Source organism: Allobosea sp. RAF48 (genome assembly GCF_052114025.1).
Taxonomy (GTDB): Bacteria; Pseudomonadota; Alphaproteobacteria; order Rhizobiales; family Beijerinckiaceae; genus Allobosea.
In genome coordinates, this window is sequence record NZ_JBFRDZ010000006.1 from 241,030 (window position 1) to 262,677 (window position 21,648).

The following is a 21,648-nucleotide window of genomic DNA, read 5'->3' on the forward strand; positions in this document are numbered from 1 at the left end:
ACGCAAGGTTATCCGACGCGGGCAGGACGCAGCAGAAAGGCCGGCACGTGATCGCCGAGTCCCTTGACCTGAGGCCCGTCATCCTCGTCGCGCGAGCGGGAATTCCGGCCGCGGCGCGTGCTGTCCTGCTCGCGACGCGCGACCGGCGCAGCCGAGACCTCGGCATCCGGCCTGACGGGCTGGCGGCGTCCGGCGTTGCGCGGGCTGTCCTCGGCTTTCTCGGCCGCTTGAGGGCGAACCGGTTCGGTGGCAGCACGTGAGCCGTGTTCCGGCCGCCCGCGTCCGCGCGCGGGGCGCTTGTCGTCACGGCGACCGCGCCGTTCCTCGCGCGGCTCGCCGGGAGGCAGATCGGCGACGCTGCCGCCTTCGAAGGCGATCGTCTGGCCGGTCAGCTTCTCGATCGCGGCGACGAGCTTTTCGTCATGGCGGGTAACGATGGTGAAGGAGGCGCCTTCGCGCCCGGCGCGGCCAGTACGGCCGATGCGGTGGACATAGTCCTCGGCATGGGTCGGCACGTCGAAGTTGAAGACGTGGCTGACGGCCGGGATGTCGAGGCCGCGCGCGGCGACATCGCTGGCGACGAGGATCGGATTCTCGCCGGTGCGGAAGGATTCGAGTGCCGCCATGCGGGCGTACTGGTCCATGTCGCCATGCAGGGCGACCGCCGGGAAGCCGTGGCGCAACAGCGATTTGTGCAGCGTCGCGACATCGCGCTTGCGGTTGCAGAAGACGATGGCGTTCTGCAGGTCGGTCGCGCCCTTGATCAGGCGACGCAGCGTCTCCCGCTTTTCGAAATCCTGCGAATTCGAGGCGATCAGGCGCTGGGTGATCGTCGTCGCCGCCGTCGCCGGGCGCGAAACCTCGACGCGGACCGGATTGTGCAGGAACTGCTCGGAGATGCGGGTGATCTCCGGCGGCATGGTCGCCGTGAAGAACAGCGTCTGCCGGGTGAAGGGCACGAGCTTGCAGATGCGCTCGATGTCCGGGATGAAGCCCATGTCGAGCATGCGGTCGGCTTCGTCGATGACGAGCAGCTCGACGCCGGTGAGCAGCAGCTTGCCGCGCTCGACATGATCGAGCAGGCGGCCGGGCGTCGCGATCAGCACATCGACGCCGCGCGTGATCTTGGCGTCCTGGTCGCCGAAGGAGACGCCGCCGATCAGCAGCGCCACCGAAAGCTTCTGGTTGACGCCGTAGCGGACGAAGTTTTCCTCGACCTGCGCAGCGAGCTCGCGCGTCGGCTCCAGGATCAGCGTGCGTGGCATCCGGGCACGGGCACGGCCGTTTTCCAGAATGGTGAGCATCGGCAGCGTGAACGCTGCGGTCTTGCCCGTGCCGGTCTGGGCGATGCCCAGAACGTCCTTGCGCGCAAGGACATGCGGAATGGCCTGGGCCTGGATGGGGGTCGGCGTGCTATAGCCTGCGGCCGTGACAGCCGTCAGAACCTTTTCGCTCAAGCCGAGTTCGGCAAATGACATCGCTTATGGCGCTTCTTCAGGGTCGGTGAAACGCGGTGGGGCGACCTGCTCGACCACCGCGTTGGCGCGACAACACTTCCTGCGCGCCTTCGGACCCGTGTGGAATGCAAAGAAAACGCGGCAAAGTCAATCATCTAACCTTGAAAGGACTGCTTTAGCCCCATGAAGGAACCGCTTGTCCTCGTTCCCGGGCTAAGCGCCAACGCCTCGCTCTATGCGCCGCAATGGCCCGCGCTTGCCGATGGACGCCCGATCCTGGTCGCCGAACACAGCTTGGACGACACGCTTTCAGGCATCGCGCAACGCCTTCTGGCGGCAGCGCCGGCCCGCTTCGCGCTCTGCGGCCTGTCGATGGGCGGCTATGTCGCCTTCGAGGTCCTGCGGCAGGCCCCGGAGCGCGTGACGCGCCTTGCCTTGCTCGGCACCACCGCCAAGCCGGCAACGCCGGAAACCAATGTTCCGCGCGAGCAGATGATCGCGTTGACGGAAAAAGGTGCCTTCGACAACGTTACGACCCTGCTCTGGCAGAAGCTCGTGGCGCCGGCGCGGCTCACCGACGAGCCGCTGCGGTTGCTCGTGCGGCAGATGGCGGAGGATGTCGGCGCGGACGGCTTCATTCGGCAGCAGCGGGCGATCATGCAGCGGCCGGACTCGCGGCCGGCGCTGGCCAGCTCAACCTGTCCGGTACTGGTTCTCGTCGGCGAGAAGGACGAAATCACACCTCCCGCGGAGGCCCGCGAAATGGCCGCGCTGGTCGGCGGGCGCGGGCGACTGGCCATTATTCCGGGCAGCGGGCACCTCTCGACGCTGGAGGTGTCAGACGGGGTCACCGCAGAGCTGCTGCGCTGGCTCGACTGAGCTCAGCGGGGCAGGGCGCAGGGATCGAGGCGGGTGTCGCTGGCCGCCTTCGTAATCGAGCCGGTGGTCAGCGGATCGACCGGCTGGCGCTTGGAGACGGCGAGGCTGACAGCCGCCATCCGCTCCTTGTCCAGCGGCACGGTACGGCTCGACATGAAGTTGGCGGCGATCACCGACAGGAAGGCGATGGCCGCGCCGGCCTTGGCGACATCGGCGACCACCGTGCCGCGGTCGTTCTTCCAGAACAGTTCGATCAGGCGCATGGCGCACTCTCCGCGTCTCGTGACCTCACGAGCACCACAGACGACCTTACGGAAGAGCCGTAAAAGCTTGGTTAGCCGGTTCTTGCTGGAAATCGCTCGATCTGAGTGATCTCAACCGGCTTGATCGCATCTCCCGCCAGGAGCGACCGCTGGTCGCGGAAGAGCTTGCGCAGCGCGCCGAGCACGGCGATGACGCCGGGCCGGCTGCGCGAGATATCGTGCGAGACCAGATAGATGTCGTCGCCGGTCAGCTCCGGTGGCGGCTCCAGCCGACGCAATGTCGAATCCGCATCGCCCATGAAGCAGGGCGCCATCGAGAGGGCGCCAGCCGAGCGGATGCTCTCGTAGCGGGCCGCCGAGTCGCCGACGCGCGCGGCAATCGGCCTGCCGGCGGCATAGGTCATGATGTAGTCGTCGATCCGGGACGAGGTTTCACGGTTGACCGAGATGATCGGGGCGGTGGCGGGGTCGACGTCGTGCCGGACATAGAGCGCCTGCATCAGACGGCCGAGCTTCTGCGCGTAATGCCCCGGCTCGATCGGCACCTTGCTCATGCGCAGCGCGATATCGGCCTCGCCGCGGGCAAGATCGAGCCGGCTGCGCGTGCTGATGATGACGATCTCGACGCCGCCGGCCGCGGCCGAGAGCGCGGTCGCATGCATGGTCAGAAGGAGGCTGATCGACGTCGTCGCGGTGACGCGCACCGGAGCATTGGCACGCGGTTTCGCCGCCTCCGCGCGGATCGCGAAGCGGCGAGCGGCAGCCTCGATCTCGCCGGCCTCGGCCGCAAGCTCCAGTCCAATCACCGTCGGGACGAGGCGATTGGCCTCGCGCGCGAAGAGCTGGAGGCCAAGGTCGCGCTCGAGCGCCTTGAGGCGGCGCGCAACAGTGGCCTCGCTCAGCCCGAGCTGAGCCGCCGCCACGGCCATCGACCCGCCGACGGCAATGGCGTGGAAGATCCGGATGTCGTCCCAGGAGGCGCTCCCGGCGGCTGCCGCCAGATCGCCGTCGCGTCGAGATGGAGATGGAGCAGGCTCGGCCATAGCGTCAGCGGCCAGTCGCCCGCCGCGGTCCGGCGCTTGTCGTCATGACGTTCTGTGGAGAGGGGCGGGTTCGGCATCCGCGAACCCTGCCTGCAACGGCAGCGTCGGGCAGCCCGGCGGCCGTGAAGCCCAGCCCCTCAGAGTTGCGGGGCTCGTTCGTCACAGGTCGATAAGCTCCCCGGCGAAGGCGGCGCGTTCCTGGATGAAGGTGAAGCGTGCTTCCGGCTTGTTGCCCATCAGCCGCTCGACCGTATCCGAGGTTTCCTCCTTCGCCTCATGGTCCACCATGACCTTGAGCAGAATGCGCTTGGCTGGGTCCATGGTGGTTTCCTTGAGCTGCTGCGGCATCATCTCGCCCAGGCCCTTGAAGCGTGAGATCTCCGGCTTCTTGCCCTTGAATGCGGTCTCCAGCAGTTCGTCCTTATGAGCGTCGTCGCGGGCGTAGATGCTCTTGCCGCCATGCTGCAGCCGGTAGAGCGGCGGCACGGCGAGATAGAGATGCCCCTTCTCGATCAGCCGCGGCATCTGCCGCCAGAAGAAGGTGACGAGCAGCGACGCGATGTGGGCGCCGTCGACATCGGCGTCCGTCATCACGATGACCTTGTCATAGCGTAGATCGTCCTCGCGGAACTGCGTGCCGATACCGCAGCCAAGCGCCAGGATCAGGTCGGCGAGCTGCTGGTTGGCATTAAGTTTCTCGCGTGTCGCATTGGCAACATTGAGGATTTTCCCGCGCAGGGGCAGAATCGCCTGATTCGCGCGGTTGCGCGCCTGCTTGGCTGAGCCGCCGGCCGAGTCGCCCTCGACGATGAAGAGCTCCGAGCCGGCCGCGCCGGCATTAGAGCAGTCGGCGAGCTTGCCGGGCAGGCGCAGCTTGCGTGTCGCGGTCTTGCGCGAGACCTCCTTTTCGAGGCGCCGCCGCAAGCGCTCCTCGGCACGATCCACCGACCAGTCGAGCAGGCGCAGCGCTTGCTGCGGGGCGGCGGCGAGCCAATGATCGAACGCGTCGCGCACCGCGCCCTCGACGATGCGGGAGGCTTCCAGCGTCGCCAGCTTGTCCTTGGTCTGGCCCTGGAATTCCGGCTCGCGGATGAAGACAGAAAGCATGGCCGCGCAGGTCGCCATCACATCGTCGGAGGTGACCTGCGCCATGCGCTTCGACTGGCCGATGCGTTCGGCATGGTCGCGCAAGCCGCGCAGCAGGGCGATGCGCAGGCCCTGCTCATGGGTGCCGCCATCAGGCGTCGGAATGGTGTTGCAGTAGGAGGAGGAGAAGCCGTCCTCGCCGGTCGCGAGCCAGGCCACGGCCCATTCGAGCGAGCCATGGCTGCCTTCCTTGGTGATCTTGCCCGAGAAGATCGGCTCGGCGACCAGGTCCTTGCCCTCGATCTCGCGGCCGAGATAGTCGCGCAAGCCGCCGGGGAAGCGGAACACGGCCTCCGCCGCGACATCGCCTTCCGGCTTCAGCAGCGACGGCGCACAGGTCCAGCGGATCTCGACGCCGCCGAAGAGATAGGCCTTCGAGCGCGCCATGCGGAACAGGCGGGCCGGGGAGAAATGCGCGCCTTCGCCGAAGATCTGTGCATCGGGATGGAAGCGCACCTTGGTGCCGCGCCGGTTGGCGACGGCGCCGACCGTCTCCAGCGGTCCCTGCGGCAGGCCGCGCGAGAAGATCTGGCGATAGAGCGTCTTGCCGCGCGCAACCTCGACCTCGAGCCGGTCGGACAGCGCATTGACGACGGAGACGCCGACGCCGTGCAGGCCGCCCGAAGTCTCATAGGCCTTGGAGTCGAATTTTCCGCCGGCATGCAGCGTCGTCATGATGACTTCGAGCGCCGATTTGCCGGGGAATTTCGGGTGCGGATCGACCGGAATGCCGCGGCCGTTATCGGTGACGGCAATCGAGCCGTCCTCGAACAATTCGACATCGATGAAGGTGGCATGGCCCGCCACCGCTTCGTCCATGGCGTTGTCGATCACCTCGGCGAAGAGGTGGTGCAGCGCGCGCTCGTCGGTGCCGCCGATATACATGCCGGGCCGGCGCCGGACCGGCTCCAGTCCCTCCAGCACTTCGATGGCTGAGGCGTCATAGCCGGCCTCGGAAAGCGTGCCGTTGCGCGGCGCAGCGCCGGAACCGGCCGGCGCCTTCGGAGCTGCGGCCGGCGAGCGCGCTTCCGGCTTGGGATCAGCCGCGCGAGGCCGCTCCGGCTCCCCGCCGAAAAGATCGCCGTTCTCGTCCATCACTGCCTGATGTTTCCTGATTCGTTCCGCCCAATCCTAGTGCATGAAGGACGGATTGTGCGACTTGGTTATTTGATCCGGCATTCGATCAGGCTCGGTTGCGGCACCGGGCGCCGCGCCTAAGCCGATCTGCTTATAGACAGCTCCCCGACACATCGAAACTCTCTCGTTGGAGCCATGCACCGGTCGTCATCTGCGTGTGACGTTGCCGTGGCAGAAGAGCACCGGAACCGAGGCATTCAGCCTGCGTTAACCATCGCCACCGAGGATCGGTGTCACGATCGGGCCTATGCGGAGAATCGCAATGCGCTATGATCGGGCTGGGAGGGAGAAGACCGTGGCGTCGCGTCAGTCAGTGCCGGTGAAGGGCATCGCGGGTCTGCAGCGCACGGCGCGCCTCGCGGGGGAATGCTTCGGCCATGAGGATGTCGTCGGCGGCTCCCTTTCAGCGGCGCCCGAAAGCGCCTTATCGCGCTGGCTGTGGTGGGGCGCAGCGATCGCCGCAGCGGCCGGGCTCGCCGCTCTGCATTTCTACTGATCGCTCGGACGGCCTGCGCAGAAATATCAACCTTTTGGCCCTACCCCTGAGGGCGGAGGGGCCTTCCGCACATGCGTTGCGTCATCGTCAGCGATTTTGGTTCGGTCAATGGCGGCGCGGCGAAGGTTGCGATCGAAAGCGCGCGTGGCCTCGCGGAGGCCGGCGTCCGGATCGTCTTCGCCTGCATGATCGGTCCCGTGTCCGAGCGGCTGCAGCACCCGAATATCGAGGTGGCACTGTTCGAGGGCGAAGAGGTCTGGAAGGTCGGCAGCCGGCTCGCCGCCGCCCGTCAGGGCATCTGGAACGCAAAGGCGCATGACGCGCTCGGCGCCCTGCTGCGCCGGCAGCCGCCCGGGGAAACGCTCGTCCACCTGCATCAATGGACCAAGGCGTTCAGCCCGGCCGCCATCGCCGCCGCCGGTGAGAGCGGCTTGCCGGTCGCCATCACCATGCACGACTATTTCTCGTTCTGTCCGGTCGGCGGCTATTTCGACTTCCGCGCCGGCAGACCTTGCCACCGCCAGCCGCTGTCGGCGTCCTGCATCGGCAGGAATTGTGATCGCGCCTCCTATGGCCACAAGCTCGTCCGGGTCGCGCGCCAATGGCGCTCGGACGCGGCGCTGCATCGACTGCGCGCGCCGCTCTTCATCCATGTCAGCCCCTTTGCCCGCAGCTTCGCCGAGCCCTTCCTGCCGAAGAATGCCCGCCACATCGTCGTCGAGAACATGATGGAGGCGCAGAAGCGCGCGCCAGCCGATGTCGCGGCCAACCGCCACGCGCTCTTCCTCGGGCGCTTCACGCAGGAAAAGGCGGCCGATCTTCTGGCTGAAGCGGCGGTTGTCGCGGGAATGCCGGTGCGCTTTGTCGGCGAGGGGCCGATGGAGACAGAGATCCGGCGCCTCAACCCGGCGGCGGAGGTGCGGGGCTGGGTTCCGGCCGACGCCGTGTTCGATGAGATCGAGCAGGCGCGCTGCCTCGTCCTGCCGTCGCTCTGGTACGAACCCGGGCCGCTCGTGATCGCCGAGGCGCGCTCGCGCGGCGTGCCGGTCATCCTCGCCCGCACGACCGGCCCGGCGAGCTGGATCGGCGACGGTGAGGATGGGCTTCTGGTCGAGGGCGGCGACGTCGCCGGTCTGGCCAAAGCGCTGGCGACATTGCGCGACGACGATATCGCGACCCGCATGGGCGCCGCCGCCTATCGCAACTACTGGGCCGAGCCGCTGACTCTCGAACGGCATGTCAGGCGGTCGATGGCGGGCTATGAAGCCCTGCTGGCACAGGCGGCGTGAGGGCGGCATGGCGAAGCTCGGTGCGCTCGCAGCCTATCTATACCAGGCGGTCTTCGCTTTCGGGCTGCTGATCGTTCTCTCGCATCTGCTGCCGGCCGGCGACTACGCCGCCTATTCGCTGTTCGCCTCGATCGCGCAGTTCGGAGCGATCGCCTTCTTCGAATGGGTGCGCTTCGCCTGTAGCCGCTTCTATCCCGGCCCGGACGCAGCGAGCGAAGCGGCGGAGCGCGGCACGATCACCCTGGAGTTCGTCATAAGCGCCGCGCTCTGTGTCGTTGCCGGGCTTGCCGCGATGACATGGGGCGCATCGGCCTGGACCGGGCTGGCAGGGGCGGGCGCGGCGATCATGATCGCCGCAGGAGAACTGCACCTGACCATGCTGCGCTTCCGCGGCGCCTTCAGCCTGTTCTCGCGGCTGCAGAGTCTGCGCGCCTCGCTGATCGGGGCCGCGACCGTCGGCGGAGCCCTCGTCTCGGCCGATTTCATCCATGTCGTCATGGGCGTCCTGCTCGGCAACGCCCTGTATTGCCTCATCGCCTTCATCGCCGCGCGCCATGTGCTGGGTTGGTCCCTGCGGGCCGATATCGGCGCCGCGCGGCGTCATCTCGCCTATGGCGGGGTCTCGGCCGGCGCCTCCATCGCAGGGCTGCTGGGACCCCTCGGCCTGAAGGCGATCCTGGTCTCCGCCTTCGGCGCCACGCCCGCCGCCGGCGCGCTGCTGGCGCTCGACCTGCTGCAGCGCCCCTTCATCCTGATCGTGTCCTCCCTGCAGGCGATTCGCTATCCCGACCTCGTCGCGCTTTATGATCGCTCGGGCGCCGGGGGCGCCCTTCGGCAGGAGCTCGGGCGCTACTACGCGCTGCTCGCAAGCCTGACGCTGGTCGGCGGCGCATTGCTGCTGGCCGTGATGCAAGGGGCGGCCGAGCTCGTCGTCCCGCGCGACCTGCAGGCGGCATTCCTGCGGACGGCGCCGGCTTTCACGCTGATGGCGCTGATCCGCGCGCTGGTGCAGGCGCTGCTGCCGACACCGGCGCATCTGCTGCGGCGCCTGCTTGCCATCGCCGGCCTCGCAGCCCTGGATTGTGCCTTGATGTGTGCCGGTGCCCTGTTTGCGATGTGGCTGGCGCCCGGAGGCGACGCCGTCATCGCCATCGGCGCCGCCCTGGGCGCGGGGCTTGCGATGCTGACGGGCCTGCCGCTGCTGAGGCTCTTGCCCTTCGAGATGCCCTGGCGCCCGGTCGTGCTGGCGATCCTCGCTCTGGTCGCGGCCCAGCTTATCGCGACAGGGATGTCCGGAAACGTCCTGCTGTCGACGGTGGCGGGTCTCGCCGCTGTCCTGCTTCTGGGCGCAGCGCCGATGCTGACCGCCTTCCGCTGGGCGATCCGATAGACCTCGAACTCCGCCGGGCTTTCGAACGAGGGGACCTGCGTTCCCGGGCGGGGGCGTTTGCGTGAAGCGGGCGCCCGGCTCTCATTCGGCAAGCGCCAACGAAAAACCGGGGCGTTGCCGCCCCGGCTTCCCGGCTGGCCGCGGGTCCGCGGCCGTTGGGATCGCCGGCCGGCTCCTTGCGAAGCCGGCCGAAACCCTCAGTAGGAGTAGTACATCGCGAACTCGATCGGGTGCGGCGTCATCTCGAAGCGCGCCACATCCTGCATCTTGAGCTCGATGTAGCTCTCGATGAAGTCGTCGTTGAAGACGCCGCCGGCCTTGAGATAGGCGTTGTCCTTCTTGAGCGCTTCCAGCGCCTCGCGCAGCGAACCGCAGACGGTCGGGATCTTCTTCAGCTCGCGCGGCGGCAGGTCGTAGAGATCCTTGTCCATCGCCGGGCCGGGGTCGATCTTGTTCACGATGCCGTCGAGGCCGGCCATCAGCATGGCCGCGAAGGCGAGGTAGGGGTTCGCCATCGGATCGGGGAAGCGGACCTCGACGCGCTTGGCCTTCGGCGAGGTCGTCCACGGAATACGGCACGAAGCCGAGCGGTTGCGCGCCGAATAGGCGAGCAGCACCGGAGCCTCATAGCCCGGGACGAGGCGCTTGTAGGAGTTGGTCGAGGGGTTGGTGAAGGCGTTCAGCGACTTGGCGTGCTTGATGATGCCGCCGATGTACCACAGGCACTCCTGCGAGAGGTCGGCATACTTGTTGCCGGCGAAGAGCGGCTTGCCGTTCTTCCAGATCGACTGGTGCACGTGCATGCCCGAGCCGTTGTCGCCATAGATCGGCTTCGGCATGAAGGTCGCGGTCTTGCCGTAGCTCTGGGCCACGTTGTGGATCGCGTACTTGTAGATCTGCATCAGGTCGGCGGTGTGCGTCAGCGTGTCGAACTTCATGCCGAGTTCGTGCTGGGCCGAGGCGACCTCGTGGTGATGCTTCTCGACCTTGACGCCCATGGCCTGCATGGCCGCCAGCATCTCGCCGCGCATGTCCTGCGCCGAATCCTGCGGCGGAACCGGGAAGTAGCCGCCCTTGGTGGCGATGCGGTGGCCGAGATTGCCGCCCTCGTAATCGGCATAGCCGTTGATCGGCAGCTCGACGTTATCGAGCTTGAAGCCGGTGTGGTACGGATCGGCCGCGATCTTGACGTCGTCGAAGACGAAGAACTCGGCCTCGGGGCCGACATACACCGTGTCGCCGATGCCGGTCGACTTCAGATAGGCCTCGGCCTTCTTGGCGATGCCGCGCGGGTCACGGCCGTAGGGCTCACCGGTGGCCGGCTCGAGCACGTCGCAGTTGATGACCATCGTGGCGGCCGAGAAGAACGGATCCATCGTCGCGGTGGTCGGATCAGGCATCAGCAGCATGTCGGACTCGTTGATGGCCTTCCAGCCAGCGATCGAGGAACCGTCGAACATCGTGCCTTCGGCGAAGATGTCCTCGTCGACCATGCCGACGTCGAACGTCACGTGCTGCCACTTGCCGCGCGGGTCGGTGAAGCGGAAGTCGACGTATTTGACGTCATTGTCCTTGATCGCCTTGAGGACATCCTTGGCGCTTTTCATTTCAGCATTCCTCTTGCCAGCAGTTTTCAAACTCGTAGGCCGTCGCTGGCTCCAATCCAGCCGCGGCCTTTGATCCCTTGATGCGGGGGAAATAGCTCAGATCGCGTCCGCGCCGGTCTCGCCGGTCCGGATGCGGATCGCCCCCTCGACCGTCGATACAAAAATCTTGCCATCCCCGATGCGGCCGGTCTGAGCGGCCTTGACGATGGCTTCGATGGCGCGGTCCACCATTTCGTCGTTCAGCACGATCTCGATCTTCACCTTCGGCAGGAAGTCGACGACGTACTCGGCGCCGCGATAGAGCTCGGTATGGCCCTTCTGGCGGCCGAAGCCCTTTGCTTCGAGCACCGTGATACCCTGCAGGCCGACCTCCTGAAGCGCCTCCTTCACCTCGTCCAGCTTGAAGGGCTTGATGATCGCTTCGATCTTCTTCATGCGCCGATCGACCTCCACTGCGCTTCCAGGGTCCGGCACGTGCCGGAAAGAGAACTGCAAAAATCCGTCGTCGCGGGCTGGGCGCCCCTCGGCTTCGAACGATTGCGACCGTACGTCTGCTCATAGCATTGGCGCAAACGCCCCGCCATGCGGCAGCCCCCTTCGAAGCGCCCGTGCAGGAGGCAAAAAACAGCACAAAAATGGATCATGTGCCTAATTTTATAGCAAGTCATTCGAGGCGCCTTCTCTTGCGATATCGCGCCAGGCCGTCCCATCATGTCGCATGACGATTTCTGAAGCCGAAGCGATGCAGCTATCGGGTCTCGCCCTGCTTTCGACAGACCAGATGCGCCGGGCGGACGGCATCGCGATCGCCGCCGGCACGGCGGGCATCGCTCTGATGGAGCGCGCTGGAAGCGCGGTCGCCGAGGCTACGTTGCGGCGCGTCGGGAAGGGGGCCAGGGTCGCGATCGCCTGCGGCCCCGGCAACAATGGCGGCGATGGCTTCGTTGCGGCCCGGCTGCTGCATGCGCACGGGGTCACGGTGCAGGTCGCGCTGCTGGGTTCTCCGGACGCCCTCCGGGGCGATGCCGCGCTCGCGTTCGCGCAGTGGAGCGGGCCGGTTCTACCGCTCGCATCGCTCGCCGACGGGGCGATCGATCTCTATGTCGATGCGCTGTTCGGTGCAGGCCTCGCGCGGCCGCTTGCCGGCGAGGCAGCTGAAGCCGTCACGCTCATGAATGGCGCGGGCCGCCCGGTGATCTCTGTCGATATTCCCAGCGGCGTATCCGGGGATACCGGTCAGGCCGAAGGCCCCGCCGTTCGCGCGACTGAAACCGTGACCTTCTTCCGGCTGAAGCCCGGCCACCTCCTGCTGCCGGGACGCTCCCTCTGCGGGGAGATCGTCGTGGCCGATATCGGTATTCCCGCCGCGGCGGCATTGTCCGAGATCGCGCCGGCTGCCTTCCGCAACGAACCGGCACTTTGGCTCGCTGCCGTGCCGCATCACGGCCTCGACACGCATAAGTTCCGGCGCGGGGCCGTTGCTGTCGCCGCAGGCGGCATCGCCGGTGTCGGCGCGCCGCGTTTGAGCGCGCGGGCTGCGTTGCGGATCGGCGCCGGGCTCGTGACGATCCTGTGCGCGCCGGGGGCTCTGGCAGCCCACGCCTCGCGCGGCCCGGACGCAGTGATGCAGCGCCCGGTGGCGGGCGGCGAGGCGCTTGCGGAATTCCTGCAGGACCGGCGGATCTCCGCGATCGTGGCAGGCCCGGCGCTGGGACTGGATGAGCGGGCCGCCGCCCTGGTCCGCTCAGCCCTCGCCAGCGACAGGCCGGTCGTGCTCGATGCCGACGCCCTGACCTTGCTTGCGACATCGCTGCGCGAGGAGGCCTCGCCCCCGAACCCCGCTCATCCTCGCGTGTTCACGCCGCATGAAGGTGAGTTCCAGCGCCTGTTCGGCAAGGAACCCGCGATTGCGACGGAAGCCTCGAAGCTGGAGCGCGCGCGCAAGGCGGCGGCTCGCTCGGGCGCCATCCTCGTCTACAAGGGGGCTGATACGGTCATCGCCGCGCCGGACGGGCGGGCGGCGATCAACGCCACCGGCTCGCCGGCTCTGGCCACTGCGGGTTCCGGCGATGTGCTGGCGGGGCTGATCGCTGGCCTGCTCGCGCAAGGGATGAGCGCCTTCGAAGCGGCTTGCGCCGCCGTTTGGCTGCATGGCCGGGCAGGAGAGGCGCTTGGCATGGGGTTGATCGCGGACGATCTGCCGGAGGCGATCCCGCCATTGCTCCGCAACCTGTCCGTCGGGTGAAGCGCCACGCCGAGGAGAAGCCCGCCCTTGTGGGGCGGGCCTCGCTCGGCTCCCCAAGCGAGTATCGCTTAGCTGCCCGAATAGGTTACGGCAGGCGCCGCGTGGAGCTGGTCCTTGGTCATCGTGATCTTGCCGTGGTCCGGATACATCGCCGGCGCCTTGGGAGCCGCCGCGGCCGGAGGCGTGGACGGCATCGCGCCGCCGGTCCCGGCTGCACCACTGCTACCCGACGAGGCCGGCGCCGGCGCGGGAGGCGCGATCGGCTGGTCGCTCCAGCTCACCTGCTCGAACGGAATCGCAACATCCTTCGAGCCGATACCGAGGAACCCGCCAACGCCGATAGTCACCATCTCGACCTTGCCGGTCTTGTCCATGATCACTTCCGTGACGTCGCCAACTTTCTTGTCGTCAGGGCCGTAGATGTCGACGCCGATCAGCTTGGTGGCGCGCCACTTGCCGTGGCCGGCGAGATTGGTCGGGGCCGGCATGCTGCTCTCGGCAGAGGTCGAGGCTTTCGGCGCTGAAGACGGCGGCGAGGGCGCATTGGTCTGGGCGAGCGCGGTCGCCGCGAGCAGGCTCGCGGCGACAGATGCGAACACAACATGTTTGATCATGTTTTCCTCCTGAGTGCTTCCGCAGAGATGCGGGTCGTCTTAACAACAACCGCGAGTAAAATTTGTTCAGATCCTGTGTTTCGAAGCTGGCCCGAAGCATTTCGGAAAATAACATCTATCCGAAGACGGTGACTTCGATTCGGTCCTGAAAGAATTTGCTCGCGGAACGAGGCCATGCTCGTATGCTGCGGAGGAAGAACGCCGGGAGCACGGCACTGTTCCATCTGAGGAGGAGACTGCAATGTCGCCGGCTATGGTTACGGTTGCGCTGAGCAGGGAGGTTCTGGCAGCGCTCGATCACTACATCACCACGCAGAACCCGCCCCGCACCCACGCCGAATTGATCGCCGAGATCGTTTCGCAATGGGCCGCGACGCATGGCGGGCAGGGCGGTCCGCCGGATGAGGGGTTGCGCCCCGAGGAACTCAACGCCAGCAACGACTCCTAGAGAATGTCCGCGTTTCTCCGAATCGCGGACATTCTCTATCTCTTTGTTTTATCGTACTTTCTTCACGAAAACTGATGTCCGCTTCGCTCGAAAATGCTTGAGGGGTGCGCGTATTGCCCCCCGGCTAGCTGCGCCGACATCAATCGTCGGCGTCGTCGCGGCGAAGCTCGAAGGAGAGCATAGCTTCGGCGAGGGCATGTAGTTCCTTTTCCTTGTCCGGGGTGTCCGGCAAGGCGTTCAGTTCCTTCACCCGTTGCTGGGCGCGGTCGTAGTCCTCGTCGCTATGGATGACGATGGGCAGTTTCACGTTGCGATCTCCTTTGCTCGTCTAGCTCGCCGCCCCGCCTCCAGGGCGCATCGCGGCGATCCTGCGCTCGTCGGGAGCCGATGAAGCGGCCAGGTGGCGCACTTCGGTTCCGAAGGCCCCGCTTAAGCGTTCGGCAAGGGCATGTCGGTCATCATAGGGCTCTGGGATTGGACGGGAAGAGGCGATGAACAGGTTGTTCCTCCTGGCGCTGCTGGCCGGCGGCACTTTGCCGGCTGCGTCGCTGCCGGCCGCGGCCTTCTGGCAGCGCTCGCAGGTCTCCCGCTGCAACGACGCGACCACCGAGGCTGAGCGCCAGAGGCTGCGCTGCTGGGAGCTCAACGCCTATGCCGATCCCGGCTGGCCGGCGCTCGGTGCCGGCGTTGGCCTGGGAGGTGCCTATTACCTCGGGCCGCCGGCCCCGCCTGTGCATAAGGGCGGCGTAACGCGCCGCCTCGGCTGAACGCGCGAAAACTGCCGTCTCCCTGCGTAAGGGGCTCGCGAAGCAGCCGGCGTTCGTGCCAGAATTGCGTAGCGCGCCGACAAGGCCAGACGCCTTTTGCCAAAGACGCACTTGTTTGACGTGACGGCGATCGGAGATGCCGCCGGCTGCCGACCTTGCAAGCCGTCTCCGTGACGAAGGAAGAGTTGGAGGAATCCATGACCCTGCGGATCAATGACACGGCCCCGGACTTTGCAGCCGATACGACGGAGGGACCGATCCAATTCCATGACTGGATCGGCGACAGCTGGGCGGTTCTGTTTTCCCATCCCAAGAACTTCACCCCGATCTGCACCACCGAACTCGGCATGATGGCCGGCATCAAGGGCGAGTTCGACAAGCGCAACGTCAAGATCATCGGCATCTCGGTCGATCCGGTGGAGAGCCACCACAAGTGGAAGGCCGACATCCAGACCGCGACCGGTCACAACGTCACCTATCCGATGATCGGCGACAATGAGCTCAAGGTCGCCAAGCTCTACGACATGCTGCCGGCCTCGTCCGGCGACACCTCAGAAGGCCGCACGCCGGCCGACAACCAGACCGTGCGTTCGGTCTTCCTCATCGGCCCGGACAAGAAGATCAAGCTGACGCTCACCTATCCGATGACGACGGGCCGGAACTTCCAGGAGATCCTGCGCGCGATCGACTCCATCCAGCTGACGGCGAAGTATCCTGTGGCGACCCCGGCGGACTGGAAGCCGGGCGAGGATGTCGTCATCGCCGGCTCGGTCTCGGACGAGGACGCCTCCAAGCGCTTCGGCCTCTTCGAACGTGTCCTGCCTTATCTCCGCAAGACGAGGCAGCCTTCCGCTTGAGGAGGCTACGGCGCCCGCGACAGGCGTGGCGGGTGCCGATCGGCCCGGAGGCATTGCCTTGCCGCGGCCGTATTCGGCGTTGACGCAGGCAGGGGAGCGTTGAAGTGGACATCACGCAGCTCAAGCCGTCGGTCCGGGGATTCTACGATCCGCCGACCGGCTCGATCCAGTACGTCGTCGCCGACCCGGTGACGCGGCACTGTGCGATCATCGATGCGGTCCTCGATTTCGACGAGAAGTCCGGGGCGGTCGGCACCGAGAATGCCGATGCCCTGCTCGGCTACCTGCAGGCCGAGGGCCTCACCCTCCAGTGGATCCTCGAAACCCACCCGCATGCCGACCATCTCTCGGCCGCGCATTATCTCAAGAGCAGGACCGGCGCGCCGACTGCGATCGGCGAGCGCATCGTCGACGTCCAGAAGCTCTGGAAGGCGATCTACAACTGGCCCGGCTTTCCGGCCGACGGCTCCCAATGGGACCACCTGTTCGCCGATGGCGAAGAATTCCTGATCGGCGAGATGCCGGTCCGGGTCCTGTTCTCCCCCGGCCATACGCTCGCCTCGATAGCCTACCTCGTTGGCGATGCGGCCTTCATCCACGACACGCTGTTCATGCCCGACAGCGGGACGGCGCGGGCCGATTTTCCGGGCGGCGATGCCGGCCGGCTCTGGCGCTCGATCCAGGCCATCCTCGCCTTGCCGGACCGGACGCGGCTGTTCACCGGCCATGACTACCGGCCGGAAGGCCGGCCGCCCCAATGGGAGAGCACGGTCTCCGAGCAGAAGGCCGCCAATACCCACATCGTCAAATGCCGGAGCGAGGCGGAGTTCGTCGCCCTGCGCGAGGCGCGCGACAGGACGCTGCCGATGCCGCGCCTGATCCTCCATGCCCTGCAGGTCAACATCAATGGCGGGCGCCTGCCGGAGCCCGAAGCCAACGGGCAGCGCTACCTGAAGTTTCCGCTCAACGCGCTGAAGGCTTGCGGCGCCTGAGCCGAATAGCGAACGGGTCGGGCATCTGCGCCGGTGGCGCGGCGCTCTTCTCGGCAGGCTCGAGCGCTCGCGCCTCGCCTTCGCTGCGGCGAGGACGGTGGTTCACGCATGCTTCTGATCGCCCGCGCGAAGCGCACGAGCGTGAGAACGGGGCTGGCGGAGCGCCGCGAGGCGCGGGGTAGAGTGACCACTTCCATTGAGCCAGGAAGCGGCGCGGATGGAGCCCCATCCGCACGCCCCGCGGCGCTCCGCCTTCGGCGATTTCAGTCTCCGGGCCGCGCTTCTACGGCTCTTCGGTGCCGGCCCCGCTCGCCTCGACGCCAGCTCGGTTCTTCACCTCGTCGCGTCTCGGCTTGCGGGGCCTTTCCCGTCGAACGTCCCAGCGATGCTCCTCGCGCAGGGGCCATAGTACCCCCAGGGCGGTGCCCCGAAGCCTCCCGGGAGCGGGGCGTAACCCCCGCCCGCAGGCGCCGGCCCTCACCCAACCTCCAGCATACCTCCGGACGGCCGCCCCGTTTGGGTGATGGGCGATGGCAGGATAGGGGACAGGCGAGGGGCGGGGATAAGTCCGGTTGGACAAGCGTCATGCGCGGGCTCGCCCCGAGCATCTCATGACGGCGAGACTCCGGCGCCTCCTCCGGCCCGAGAATGACGAGGAGGCGAGGGAACCGCGACGCCTCTTTCCTTCTCCCGCCCATCCCGGGCCTGCCCGAGATCAGCAGTTGAAGTGTCGAAGCCGGCAACAGCGGCTTCGATGCGGGAGAAGGTTCCCCGCGCAATTCATCGCCGGGCGGCCCGCAGCATCACAGCCGCAGGACGTGGATGCTCGGGACAAGCCCGCGCATGACGCCGAGGCAAGGCGACCCCGCCGCCACGCAATTGACGATTCCACCGGCACTGCCCCATGACACGGGCCTCGACAAAGGAGTGCCCCGCCATGAAAGCCGTCGTCTACGAAGCCTTCGGGCAGGCCCCCGAACTGCGCATCCTGCCGGACCCAGTGCCGGAGCCGCACAGCGTCATCATCAAGGTCGAAGCGACCGGCCTGTGCCGCAGCGACTGGCATGGCTGGGTCGGCCACGATCCCGATATCCGCCTGCCGCATGTGCCGGGCCATGAGCTGGCCGGCGTCATCGCCGCGGTCGGCCGCAGCGTCGTGCGCTTCCGCGAGGGCGACCGCGTCACCGTGCCCTTCGTCGCGGGCTGCGGCTCCTGCCCGCAATGCCATTCCGGCAACCAGCAGGTCTGCGACGACCAGTTCCAGCCCGGCTTCACGCATTGGGGCTCGTTCGCGGAATATGTCCGCATCGACCGGGCCGATTTCAACCTTGTGCGCCTGCCCGAGGAGATCGATTTCGCGACGGCGGCCAGCCTCGGCTGCCGTTTCGTGACCTCGTTCCGCGCCGTGGTCGACCAGGGCCAAGTCTCGGGCGGGCAATGGGTCGCCGTCCACGGCTGCGGCGGCGTCGGCCTCTCCGCGATCATGATCGCCAATGCGCTCGGCGCCCAAGTCGTCGCCGTCGACATCTCCGACGACAAGCTGAAGCTCGCCCGCGAGGTCGGCGCCGCGGTGACGATCAACGCCAAAACGCAACCCGATGTCGTCGCCGCCGTCCGCGACGCCACAGGCGGCGGCGCCCATGTCTCGCTCGATGCGCTCGGCCATCCGCAGACCTGCTTCAATTCGGTGGCGAACCTGCGCAAGCGCGGCAAGCATATCCAGGTCGGGCTGCTGCTGGCGGAGCAGGCGACGCCGCCGATCCCGATGGCGCAGGTCATCGCCCACGAGCTGGAAATCCTCGGCAGCCACGGCATGCAGGCGCATCGCTATGGCGCGATGCTCGACATGATCAGCGCCGGCAAGCTCACCCCGCAGCAGCTCGTCGGCCGCCGCATCGACCTCGCCGCATCGATCCCCGCGCTGATGGCGATGGACCGCTTCGAGGGCACGGGCGTGACGATCATCGACCGGTTCTGAGGGGGCGGCGAGGGGCGTAAGCCAGCGTCGCGACCGCCCTCACTCGCGTCATGCTCGGGCTTGACCCGAGCATCTCATGACGAAGAGGCTCCGACGCCTCATCCGGCTAGAGATTCTCGGGTCTGCGCTGCGCTCCGCCCGAGAATGACGCCCTGTTATTCCCCGCCCCGAGCGATCTCCCCGGCGACGCGGGCCTGCGCCCGCTCCATCGCCTCGCCGGGAGAGAGCCCGGCAGCGCGGTTGTCCAGCGCGTAGCGGATCTCCCGGCGCTCATCGTCCGGAATCGCCTGCATGAAGGCGCGCAGGCAGGCCGTGTCCTGGCCCTGGCAACGGCGCGCCCGGCTGCAGGCCTTGTTCGCGCAAACCTCCCAGACGCCGAGAATGTCGGCGAAGCGGCGCAGGATCAGCGGCCGCGCCCTCTGGCAGCTCTCGAAATCGGTGATCGGCGGAATCTCGGTGGGGGTGTTCTGGCGTTTCGGCATGGCGGGTCTCCCTAGGGTCAGGCACGCAGGATCATCCGCCCGCGCGGATGCGCGGCGGGAGCGAGCGGGGCTGGCGGAGCGCCGCGAGGCGCGAGGGATATCCGCAACCGTTGAGCCAGGCTGCGGCGCGGCGGGATTGAGCCACCCGTCGCACGCCCCGTGGCGCCAAGCAGGCAAGTTTACGCAGCCTGCGAACACTTGGCTGCGTGCTCCGGCGACTTTTGGCTCCGGGCCGCGCTTATCGGGCAAAGGCGGTTCGGGATGGGCCGGTTTCGACGCCAGTTTCCCTCAGCAGGTCGTCGCGCCGTCGCCATGCCCCTCCGTCACCGGCCGAGCCTTCCAGCGAGCTCCTCGCACAGGGACCGTAGTGTCCCCAGGGCGGTGCCCCGAAGCCTCCCGGGAGCAGGGCGTACCCCCCGCCCGCAGGCGCCGACCCTCACCCAACCTCCAGCATACCTCCGGACGGCCGCCCCGTTTGGGTGATGGGCGAGGGCAGGATAGGGCGGGTGAGAAGGGGCGGGGATAAGTTTGGTGTCAGGAGGAAAGCCGCAGAGCCGCAACGCTTCTCTCTCCGGGGCGGGAGAGGGTGGCGAGGAGTATTGCCCGTTTTGCTAAACGATCAATAATTCATTCTGGGGATAGGCCGATATCCCTCAACAAAGCCAACGCCTTTTGCAGCCGACCATTGTCCGTCTTGCCTGCCTTGCGAACTTCAATTTCGGCTCGCCAATCATCGACTTTCTCGATGAAAGCAAGCCAATGAACCGTGGCGGCGAGTTCCAGTACTGTGGCCGTGCATCCGGAGAATTTCTCTAACAGCGCGCGCGCGCGCACAGCATTCAAGGCCCCAAGACTATCGGGGGGGGGGCTGTCAGTCTTGAAGGTGCTGTATGGGGCGCCATCGGCTACACGAAAACTCACTGTTTCGTTAAGGTTTCCCCAAAACTTCGCGTCTGTGACTGCATCTGAAATCACTTCAGAATATGGCCCGTAATGATGGTACTCAAACGGTGCCCCGCTCTGCATACCAAGCTGATCCAAGAGGTATATGACCTTTTGGATGCGAATACGGCCAACGAGCGCCCCGCCCGATAGGGCGACTGTGCCGACCACCAAATTATCAAGCTGCGGCATAGCTCTCTCCAGAGATGCTCAGGACTTTCTTGCGATCGGTATCGTTAAGGAAATAATAACGAAGTATTTCTTGCTCTTGAAATAGCGCAGCGATGGGCTTTGACAAAGACGTTATGTCAACAATCTTGCCGCCGTCGCGGCGAACGTAGACTTTCTTGTGCGGCTTAACGCTCTCTTTGCTTGGGTCTTTATAAATAGAAAGTGGGGCTCTATCCTCAAATACTGTCTTTCCGATATCGTTTTTCATTGTTTGATCGAGGAATTTGCGCCGTGCAATGTCGGTTGGCTGTGGGTTTACCATGTCAATTGCAACGCCTTTCAGGATTTTCCGAGAGCAGATGCGCTCAGCAAAATCTCGAATCGGGCCATCGCCTTTAACAGCAGATATCTCCAAGGCGCTCCAGACAACCGCATCATCAAGGGCGAAATAACTTTTTAGGTCCGGTGTTGCCTTGCTGTAATAGGCTCTCAATGGGTGATCTCTCGGCACGGCAAGGTGGGCCTTCGAGCCTTTGGCTGCCTCCTCACTGAATGCAAGCAGGAACGCAGACAGCATTTGTTCGATGCCGCGCGTAGCTTTATGTAAATAAACCTGCGAGTAAAGGTGAAATCTGGCAAGTATGAAATTCTCAGCCGCCTGCATCGCTTTTTCTTCAAAGGCGAATGCCTGAATGGTGTCCCCAGTTTCTTCTGTGTCTTCGCCGCTGATTGTTGTGACCTCTACAACGCGCAAGTTGTCTAGAAGCCAATCAAAATCTATCGCTCCGGCCCCAGAGCCGGTCATTAGACGATCGCGCCGTAGATAATCAAGGCGATCCGCGTCGAACGAGCTCGAAACTACAGAGGAATAAAGATCTTGCTCGTCGCCTCGAAGCATTGCTGCGATGTCCTCGGCAACAGATCCGTCCCCTCCAAAGCGCTCTTTAAGGATGCGGCGGATATTACCATCTCTGCGGCAGATAAGTTCCGCTGTCCAATGCTCATGATCTCGGTATTTTTCTTTAGGAAGTCTGATTTTTTCAGCATTCTCAAATGCATGGCTGAATGGGCCGTGGCCAAGGTCGTGCAAAAGCGCAGCTAATAAAGCTGCGCGAACCCTATGTGGTTTTCGTTTGTCACCCGGCACGTAACGTTCAGCAACTTCCATCAACTGACGCGCGATATGGAAGACCCCAATCGAGTGAGCGAGTCGCGTATGCGTGGCGCCTGGATATGTAAACTCCGATACTCCAAGCTGTTTTACACGCCTAAGCCGCTGAAACTCAGGTGTGTCGATAAGCTCCCACGCGGCTCTATCAACCTCATCATCGAGGTTGAACGTGATGAGCCCGTGTATCGGATCTCGGATGCGCTTCAGCATAACCATTGCCATGAACAAATAGGGAACAAAATTGATTCATGCAACTGAATTCCTAGCGATCACG

At 65.6% G+C, this 21,648-nt stretch carries 21 protein-coding genes; 10 read left to right on the forward strand and 11 right to left on the reverse strand.

Annotation, left to right across the window (positions count from 1 at the left end; genetic code table 11):
• Nucleotides 1-8: 8 nt before the first annotated feature.
• Nucleotides 9-1,478 carry a DEAD/DEAH box helicase gene (locus AB4Z10_RS13790; protein WP_441470949.1) on the reverse strand — a complete coding sequence of 490 codons (1,470 nt, stop codon included), beginning with the start codon at nt 1,476-1,478 and terminating at the stop codon, nt 9-11.
• A gap of 162 nt (nt 1,479-1,640) precedes the next feature.
• On the opposite strand from AB4Z10_RS13790, the gene AB4Z10_RS13795 reads away from it, so the two are divergent.
• Complete coding sequence (locus AB4Z10_RS13795; RefSeq protein WP_441470950.1) at nt 1,641-2,336, forward strand: alpha/beta fold hydrolase; 696 nt, start codon at nt 1,641-1,643, stop codon at nt 2,334-2,336.
• A gap of 2 nt (nt 2,337-2,338) precedes the next feature.
• Here the strand turns inward: AB4Z10_RS13795 and AB4Z10_RS13800 are convergent, their stop codons facing one another.
• The 3 genes from AB4Z10_RS13800 to parE all read right to left on the reverse strand — a co-directional run bounded on the left by AB4Z10_RS13800 (nt 2,339) and on the right by parE (nt 5,883).
• Nucleotides 2,339-2,599 (reverse strand): hypothetical protein, encoded by a 261-nt coding sequence (locus AB4Z10_RS13800; RefSeq protein ID WP_441470951.1) that lies wholly within the window; start codon nt 2,597-2,599, stop codon nt 2,339-2,341.
• A gap of 71 nt (nt 2,600-2,670) precedes the next feature.
• A complete protein-coding gene (locus AB4Z10_RS13805; RefSeq protein WP_441470952.1) occupies nt 2,671-3,642 on the reverse strand; it encodes a LysR family transcriptional regulator in 972 nt (323 codons plus the stop codon).
• A gap of 159 nt (nt 3,643-3,801) precedes the next feature.
• Nucleotides 3,802-5,883: a DNA topoisomerase IV subunit B gene (gene parE / locus AB4Z10_RS13810; protein WP_441470953.1), complete on the reverse strand. Its 2,082-nt coding sequence runs from the start codon at nt 5,881-5,883 to the stop codon at nt 3,802-3,804.
• Nucleotides 5,884-6,220: 337 nt separating this feature from the next.
• Here parE and AB4Z10_RS13815 point away from each other — a divergent pair, with 337 nt between their 5' ends.
• The 3 genes from AB4Z10_RS13815 (at nt 6,221) to AB4Z10_RS13825 (ending at nt 9,100) form a co-directional block, all read left to right on the forward strand.
• Nucleotides 6,221-6,421 carry a hypothetical protein gene (locus tag AB4Z10_RS13815; protein ID WP_441470954.1) on the forward strand — a complete coding sequence of 67 codons (201 nt, stop codon included), beginning with the start codon at nt 6,221-6,223 and terminating at the stop codon, nt 6,419-6,421.
• A 71-nt stretch (nt 6,422-6,492) separates the two neighbouring features.
• Complete coding sequence (locus tag AB4Z10_RS13820; RefSeq protein WP_441470955.1) at nt 6,493-7,710, forward strand: glycosyltransferase family 4 protein; 1,218 nt, start codon at nt 6,493-6,495, stop codon at nt 7,708-7,710.
• A gap of 7 nt (nt 7,711-7,717) precedes the next feature.
• Nucleotides 7,718-9,100, forward strand: coding sequence for a hypothetical protein (locus tag AB4Z10_RS13825; RefSeq protein ID WP_441470956.1), 1,383 nt, complete (start codon nt 7,718-7,720; stop codon nt 9,098-9,100).
• Nucleotides 9,101-9,297: 197 nt separating this feature from the next.
• Here AB4Z10_RS13825 and glnA read toward each other — a convergent pair whose 3' ends face one another.
• Together glnA and AB4Z10_RS13835 are read right to left on the reverse strand one after the other, a co-directional pair.
• Entirely contained in the window at nt 9,298-10,707 is a 1,410-nt protein-coding gene (glnA, locus tag AB4Z10_RS13830; protein WP_441470957.1) for a type I glutamate--ammonia ligase, read from the reverse strand.
• 96 nt (nt 10,708-10,803) lie between these two features.
• Nucleotides 10,804-11,142 (reverse strand): P-II family nitrogen regulator, encoded by a 339-nt coding sequence (locus AB4Z10_RS13835; protein ID WP_441470958.1) that lies wholly within the window; start codon nt 11,140-11,142, stop codon nt 10,804-10,806.
• 283 nt (nt 11,143-11,425) lie between these two features.
• Between AB4Z10_RS13835 and AB4Z10_RS13840 the strand changes: the two genes are divergently transcribed.
• Nucleotides 11,426-12,952: an NAD(P)H-hydrate dehydratase gene (locus AB4Z10_RS13840; protein WP_441470959.1), complete on the forward strand. Its 1,527-nt coding sequence runs from the start codon at nt 11,426-11,428 to the stop codon at nt 12,950-12,952.
• Nucleotides 12,953-13,020: 68 nt separating this feature from the next.
• On the opposite strand, the gene AB4Z10_RS13845 is transcribed toward AB4Z10_RS13840, so the two are convergent.
• Entirely contained in the window at nt 13,021-13,566 is a 546-nt protein-coding gene (locus AB4Z10_RS13845) for a PRC-barrel domain-containing protein (protein WP_441470960.1), read from the reverse strand.
• Between the two features lie 241 nt (nt 13,567-13,807).
• Between AB4Z10_RS13845 and AB4Z10_RS13850 the strand changes: the two genes are divergently transcribed.
• Nucleotides 13,808-14,014 (forward strand): hypothetical protein, encoded by a 207-nt coding sequence (locus tag AB4Z10_RS13850; protein WP_441470961.1) that lies wholly within the window; start codon nt 13,808-13,810, stop codon nt 14,012-14,014.
• A gap of 139 nt (nt 14,015-14,153) precedes the next feature.
• Here the strand turns inward: AB4Z10_RS13850 and AB4Z10_RS13855 are convergent, their stop codons facing one another.
• Nucleotides 14,154-14,321 carry a hypothetical protein gene (locus AB4Z10_RS13855; protein ID WP_441470962.1) on the reverse strand — a complete coding sequence of 56 codons (168 nt, stop codon included), beginning with the start codon at nt 14,319-14,321 and terminating at the stop codon, nt 14,154-14,156.
• Between the two features lie 184 nt (nt 14,322-14,505).
• Here AB4Z10_RS13855 and AB4Z10_RS13860 point away from each other — a divergent pair, with 184 nt between their 5' ends.
• The 4 genes from AB4Z10_RS13860 to AB4Z10_RS13875 all read left to right on the forward strand — a co-directional run bounded on the left by AB4Z10_RS13860 (nt 14,506) and on the right by AB4Z10_RS13875 (nt 18,608).
• Complete coding sequence (locus AB4Z10_RS13860) at nt 14,506-14,781, forward strand: hypothetical protein (RefSeq protein ID WP_441470963.1); 276 nt, start codon at nt 14,506-14,508, stop codon at nt 14,779-14,781.
• Nucleotides 14,782-14,978: 197 nt separating this feature from the next.
• Complete coding sequence (locus AB4Z10_RS13865; RefSeq protein WP_441470964.1) at nt 14,979-15,638, forward strand: peroxiredoxin; 660 nt, start codon at nt 14,979-14,981, stop codon at nt 15,636-15,638.
• Nucleotides 15,639-15,742: 104 nt separating this feature from the next.
• Nucleotides 15,743-16,630: an MBL fold metallo-hydrolase gene (locus tag AB4Z10_RS13870; protein ID WP_441470965.1), complete on the forward strand. Its 888-nt coding sequence runs from the start codon at nt 15,743-15,745 to the stop codon at nt 16,628-16,630.
• A 937-nt stretch (nt 16,631-17,567) separates the two neighbouring features.
• A complete protein-coding gene (locus AB4Z10_RS13875) occupies nt 17,568-18,608 on the forward strand; it encodes a zinc-dependent alcohol dehydrogenase family protein (protein ID WP_441470966.1) in 1,041 nt (346 codons plus the stop codon).
• Between the two features lie 155 nt (nt 18,609-18,763).
• On the opposite strand, the gene AB4Z10_RS13880 is transcribed toward AB4Z10_RS13875, so the two are convergent.
• The 3 genes from AB4Z10_RS13880 to AB4Z10_RS13890 form a co-directional block, all read right to left on the reverse strand.
• A complete protein-coding gene (locus AB4Z10_RS13880) occupies nt 18,764-19,090 on the reverse strand; it encodes a hypothetical protein (protein ID WP_441470967.1) in 327 nt (108 codons plus the stop codon).
• Nucleotides 19,091-19,717: 627 nt separating this feature from the next.
• Nucleotides 19,718-20,224, reverse strand: a complete 507-nt coding sequence (locus AB4Z10_RS13885; protein WP_441470968.1) for a hypothetical protein — start codon at nt 20,222-20,224, stop codon at nt 19,718-19,720.
• On the reverse strand, nt 20,211-21,584 hold the full coding sequence (locus AB4Z10_RS13890) for an HD domain-containing protein (protein ID WP_441470969.1): 1,374 nt from the start codon (nt 21,582-21,584) through the stop codon (nt 20,211-20,213). Before AB4Z10_RS13890 ends, AB4Z10_RS13885 begins: the two co-directional genes overlap by 14 nt.
• Nucleotides 21,585-21,648 lie beyond the last annotated feature (64 nt).

Coding starts and splice junctions, on each gene's coding strand:
- AB4Z10_RS13880 (WP_441470967.1), bottom strand. CDS start 19,090: ATGCCGAAACGCCAGAACACCCCCACCGAGATTCCGCCGATCACCGAT.
- AB4Z10_RS13795 (WP_441470950.1), top strand. CDS start 1,641: ATGAAGGAACCGCTTGTCCTCGTTCCCGGGCTAAGCGCCAACGCCTCG.
- AB4Z10_RS13805 (WP_441470952.1), bottom strand. CDS start 3,642: ATGGCCGAGCCTGCTCCATCTCCATCTCGACGCGACGGCGATCTGGCG.
- AB4Z10_RS13875 (WP_441470966.1), top strand. CDS start 17,568: ATGAAAGCCGTCGTCTACGAAGCCTTCGGGCAGGCCCCCGAACTGCGC.
- AB4Z10_RS13885 (WP_441470968.1), bottom strand. CDS start 20,224: ATGCCGCAGCTTGATAATTTGGTGGTCGGCACAGTCGCCCTATCGGGC.
- AB4Z10_RS13825 (WP_441470956.1), top strand. CDS start 7,718: ATGGCGAAGCTCGGTGCGCTCGCAGCCTATCTATACCAGGCGGTCTTC.
- AB4Z10_RS13800 (WP_441470951.1), bottom strand. CDS start 2,599: ATGCGCCTGATCGAACTGTTCTGGAAGAACGACCGCGGCACGGTGGTC.
- AB4Z10_RS13835 (WP_441470958.1), bottom strand. CDS start 11,142: ATGAAGAAGATCGAAGCGATCATCAAGCCCTTCAAGCTGGACGAGGTG.
- glnA (WP_441470957.1), bottom strand. CDS start 10,707: ATGAAAAGCGCCAAGGATGTCCTCAAGGCGATCAAGGACAATGACGTC.
- AB4Z10_RS13850 (WP_441470961.1), top strand. CDS start 13,808: ATGTCGCCGGCTATGGTTACGGTTGCGCTGAGCAGGGAGGTTCTGGCA.
- AB4Z10_RS13790 (WP_441470949.1), bottom strand. CDS start 1,478: ATGTCATTTGCCGAACTCGGCTTGAGCGAAAAGGTTCTGACGGCTGTC.
- AB4Z10_RS13860 (WP_441470963.1), top strand. CDS start 14,506: ATGAACAGGTTGTTCCTCCTGGCGCTGCTGGCCGGCGGCACTTTGCCG.
- AB4Z10_RS13865 (WP_441470964.1), top strand. CDS start 14,979: ATGACCCTGCGGATCAATGACACGGCCCCGGACTTTGCAGCCGATACG.
- parE (WP_441470953.1), bottom strand. CDS start 5,883: ATGGACGAGAACGGCGATCTTTTCGGCGGGGAGCCGGAGCGGCCTCGC.
- AB4Z10_RS13840 (WP_441470959.1), top strand. CDS start 11,426: ATGACGATTTCTGAAGCCGAAGCGATGCAGCTATCGGGTCTCGCCCTG.
- AB4Z10_RS13890 (WP_441470969.1), bottom strand. CDS start 21,584: ATGCTGAAGCGCATCCGAGATCCGATACACGGGCTCATCACGTTCAAC.
- AB4Z10_RS13845 (WP_441470960.1), bottom strand. CDS start 13,566: ATGATCAAACATGTTGTGTTCGCATCTGTCGCCGCGAGCCTGCTCGCG.
- AB4Z10_RS13820 (WP_441470955.1), top strand. CDS start 6,493: ATGCGTTGCGTCATCGTCAGCGATTTTGGTTCGGTCAATGGCGGCGCG.